This is a genomic window from Moorena sp. SIO3B2 (assembly GCF_010692525.1).
GTDB lineage: Bacteria > Cyanobacteriota > Cyanobacteriia > Cyanobacteriales > Coleofasciculaceae > Moorena > Moorena producens.
Map to the genome: position 1 here is coordinate 1 of NZ_JAAHHE010000433.1, position 4530 is coordinate 4530.

The 4530-nt window shown below is 42.5% G+C and carries 3 protein-coding genes; all 3 read left to right on the forward strand.

The window, feature by feature from the left end; all coding sequences use genetic code 11:
* The first annotated feature begins 47 nt into the window (after positions 1 to 47).
* Positions 48 to 1250, forward strand: a complete 1203-nt coding sequence (locus F6K38_RS35440) for a 4-hydroxybenzoate 3-monooxygenase (RefSeq protein WP_008185407.1) — start codon at positions 48 to 50, stop codon at positions 1248 to 1250.
* A gap of 370 nt (positions 1251 to 1620) precedes the next feature.
* Entirely contained in the window at positions 1621 to 2451 is an 831-nt protein-coding gene (locus F6K38_RS35445; protein WP_287359768.1) for a DUF3050 domain-containing protein, read from the forward strand.
* 271 nt (positions 2452 to 2722) lie between these two features.
* Positions 2723 to 4530 (forward strand): aspartate kinase (locus F6K38_RS35450; RefSeq protein ID WP_353737253.1); only part of this gene is annotated, 1808 nt, incomplete at its 3' end.

Sequence of the window (4530 nt, forward strand, 5' to 3'; positions counted from 1 at the left end):
ATGTGATCTCCTTTTATTAAACACTAACTAAAGAGGTAGTTTAAACCATGACTAATAGTACAGCATTGAAAACATCAGTTTGTATTTTAGGTTCAGGTCCAGCTGGCATTGTAGTTGGTAATATCCTGCTACAAAATGGGATTGATTGTATCATTGCGGATAGATACAACCGCGAGGAAATATATACGAGGGCGCGTGCAGGTGTCCTGGAAAGCACGACAGTTGACCTACTCAAAAAACATGGTCTAGCGGATACAATTTTCCAAAAGGGGTATACCCATGATACCTGTGAATTTCGTTACCCTGATTACAGCGTTGTCTTTGATTACGGAAAGTTAGCTGATGGGGATGTCCATTACATTTATCCCCAAAGCGATCTCAATGACGATCTGATCCAAAGATATCTGGATGCAGGTGGTAAGTTACTGTTACGCCATGAGGGGAAAAAAATTACTCAAACCGATGACGGCGTCATTGTTGAGTGTTACGACAAGGATGGTGACACCACGATCACGATTCATGCTGATTTTGTAGCAGGGTGTGATGGGTATCATGGACTCTCGCGCCAATCAATTCCAGACGGAGCGGTAGACATCTACACAAAACAGCATCCCTACGGCTGGCTGGCAATTTTAGCTTACGCACCACCTTCTGCAAAACATGTCATCTATGGCTTGGATCATGATGGCTTTGGAGCTCACATGCCGCGCAATGCCAAGATTTCTCGTTATTACTTACAAGTTTCACTTGATGATGAGCTTAAAAATTGGCCTGATCAACGGATCTGGAGTACCTTGGCAAAGCGTCTGGCGAAAAAAGAATGGAGGTTGAAAGAAGGGGAAATCTTTGACAAGCGGATTTTATCCATGCGCAGTTATGTTATGGAACCTTTACAGTACCAACGGTTATTGATAGCTGGTGATGCGGGTCACATTATTACACCTTGCGGTGGGAAAGGTTTAAATCTGGCGGTACAGGATGCGGGTGTTCTCGGAGAAGTATTGGTAAGTTACTACCAGGAAAAACGGGATATGTCTTACCTAAAACGCTACTCGGAAGTTCGTTTGCCCTATATTTGGCGTGCTCAAGAATTCTCTTGTTCGATGTTGCATATGCTCCATAAGTCTGAAGAGAAGGATGTAGACAATGTCCGTTTCTTCAATAAGTTGAGTGAATCGAAATTGAAGCAATTGTCTACATCGGTGACATTTGCTAGGGATTTTGCCAGAAATTATGTCGGTATTATCTAGGAAAGGGAATAGGGAGTAGGGAGTAGGGAGTAGGGATTAGGGAACAAAATTATCACAATTCATTAAAGAGCCCTATCTGAGAGGTACACAGAATTTTTTTCCTGTCTTGATGCAATTTCCTTGCTATTCCCTCTTCTATCTTCCCTGTTCGGGTGCATCTCCTAAAAGCTGTTTGACTCGGTGGTGCGTTACGGGGTGGGCTATTTCAATGGTGGCGAAGAGGCAGAAAATCAGGGCGAGCCCACCCCTAACGCACCCTACGCAAAATTTACAAAAGTGAGATACACCTCCCTGTTTCCTGTTCCCTAAAACCGAGGACTTTGTGCCTCACAAAATTAAACAACTCTATAGGTTATTAAGGAGACAAATCATGAAGATTATCGAAATGCAAAATTATAAGAGTTTCGACTATTACACTCAGCTGGAAGAACAACTTAAACCAAGCCGTATGGCTCTGATAAACCACCCCCTTTACCAACAGTTAAATGACTTGGTATCTCTACAGATATTTATGGAGTCTCACGTGTTTGCTGTTTGGGATTTTATGTCTCTGATTAAGACTCTTCAACACCGAGTCACTTGCTTGGATGTACCTTGGGTGCCACCAACAGATATTAATTCTGCCAGGATGGTGAATGAGATTGTTTTAGCTGAAGAGACTGATGAAGTCTCACCAGGAAATTACATCAGTCACTATGATCTCTATATGGTGGCTATGACAGAGATAGGTGCTGATACTAATCCAATTAAAACGTTTATCTCTTCTCTTAGAAAAGGTATTCCAGCTAACCAAACTCTAGCTTCTATTTCGATACCTGAATTAACCAAAACGTTTGTTAAATTCACGTTGGAAACTACGACTAAGTCAACCCATGAAGTAGCTGCCGCTTTTCTACTAGGTCGAGAAGATATCATTCCTGCTATGTTCAGACAGGTTATTGCTACTTTAGATAGTCTCTATGGATTTACTTGGGATTCTTTGCGTCTCTATCTAGACAGGCATAATTTTCTGGATGAGGATCAGCATGTTCCGATGGGTAAAAAACTCTTAAAAAATCTTTGTGGTGATGATCCTGTGAAATGGGAGCAAGCTTTCAATTCTGCTGAGAATGCTCTCAAAGCACGCTATGCTCTATGGGATGGTGTAGCTGAGTTGATTCAGCTCAACAAAGAGAATGATATAGCGCTGCTTGAGATGTAATACGGCGGTTTGCAATTTAGTGAGGTACAAAGTTCTGGGTTTTTAGGGAACAGGGAACAGGGAACAGGGAAGGGTCATCGAAATTCCGTGGTATTATAGGGCTCAATCGCTCTTTCATACTGTTCCCCAGAAGTTTCCTGTTACTTGTTTATCTTAATCCTATTTTCAGATTAAATCCTTCGATTAGCCATTGCTAAAGCAACAAAAATGATCACTATTTAATTTTTAATTAACTTCAATTTAAAATTAATACTTTATCTGAGGCTAGATAATGCTAATTATCCAAAAGTATGGTGGTACTTCGGTTGGATCAGTTGAAAGAATTAAAGCAGTTGCCCAGCGGGTGAAGCAAACAGTCCAAAATAATAATACTGTGGTGGTAGTGGTTTCGGCGATGGGTAAAACCACTGATGACTTGCTCAGTTTATCGAAGGCAGTCTCGACGAATCCCAGTGCTCGGGAGATGGATATGCTTCTGTCTACTGGAGAACAAGTATCAATTGCTTTGCTGAGTATGGCATTGCAGGAATTGGGACAACCCGCTATTTCTTTAACTGGGGCACAAGTAGGAATTATTACTGATACTGAACACGGTCGTGCCAGAATTTGGGAAATTCAGCCAAAGCGAATTCAGCACTATCTCAATCAAGGAACAGTGGTAGTTGTAGCTGGATTTCAGGGGATGAGCAGTGGTGATAATTTTGAAATTACTACTCTAGGACGTGGCGGTTCAGATATATCAGCTGTGGCGTTAGGGGCTGCCTTACAAGCAAATTTGTGCGAAATTTATACTGATGTTCCAGGCATTTTTACAACTGATCCTCGGATTGTACCAGAGGCACAATTAATCCCAGAAATTACTTGTGATGAAATGCTAGAGTTAGCGAGTTTAGGGGCAAGGGTGCTACATCCTAGGGCGGTAGAGATTGCTCGTAATTATGGCGTACCTTTGGTTGTACGTTCAAGCTGGAACAATGCACCAGGAACTAGGATAATTTCTCCGATAGCTAAACCTCGTTCTCTGAAAGGGTTGGAGATTAACAAGGCAGTATATGGAGTGGAATTGGAGACAAATCAGGTAAAAGTAGTCCGATGGCAAGGGCGGGATCGTTTAGGGGTAACCGCAGAGTTATTTGGTGAGATTGCTCGTGACAATTTGGATGTTAATCTGATTATTCAGTCAATTCAGGAGGACGATGCTAAGGATATTGCGTTGACGGTAGTGAACAGAGGTTTTGAACAAGGTGAGACTTTAGGAGCTGCAGTGAGTGAAACTAAACTCAAAAGACTTCTTACAGAAGTCGGGAACAGGGAACAGGGAACAGGGAAGAGTGGACAAGAATTGACCCAAACACTATCAGAAAAGTACTTTTGCAATAGGTCTAAAGAGCTGATTACTTCTGCAGAGGTAGACATGATGGTAGAGCAGAACATGGCAACGGTGGCAATTACTGGGACTGGTATGATTGGACGTCCTGGGGTTGCAGCTAAAATGTTTTCTACTCTAGCAGAGGCGGGAGTTAATATTGAGATGATTTCTACCTCTGAGTTGAAGATCACCTGTGTGATTAATGCTGAGGTATGCGATCGCGCTGTTGCTGTTTTGTGCCAGGCTTTTGAGATTGATCGTTCTGTAGTGCTCGGACCTGATTCAATTCAGGAGTTTTCTACCGATTCAAGCCCATCCCCAGTATGCGGTGCTGTGGTTGATCTCAACCAAGCTTGTATCACAATTCGCCATGTCCGAGATCAACCGGGAATGGCAGCAAAAGTCTTTGGACGACTGGCACAGGAAAATATTAGTGTTGATATGATTATTCAGTCTCAACGCTGTCATAGGCTTAATGGTATCCCCACCTGTGATATTGCGTTTACGGTGGCCCAAGCTGATGCTGAAGCAGCATCGATGGCTTTAAACGCTTTAGCACTAAGTATTGGTTGTGGGGAGATTCTAGTGGATACAGACATCGCTAAAGTTAGTCTAGTTGGGGGTGGTATGGTGGCACAACCCCTGGTTGTGGCTCAGTTTTTTGAGGCATTAGCACAACAGCAAATAACTATTCAGATGATTACAAGTTC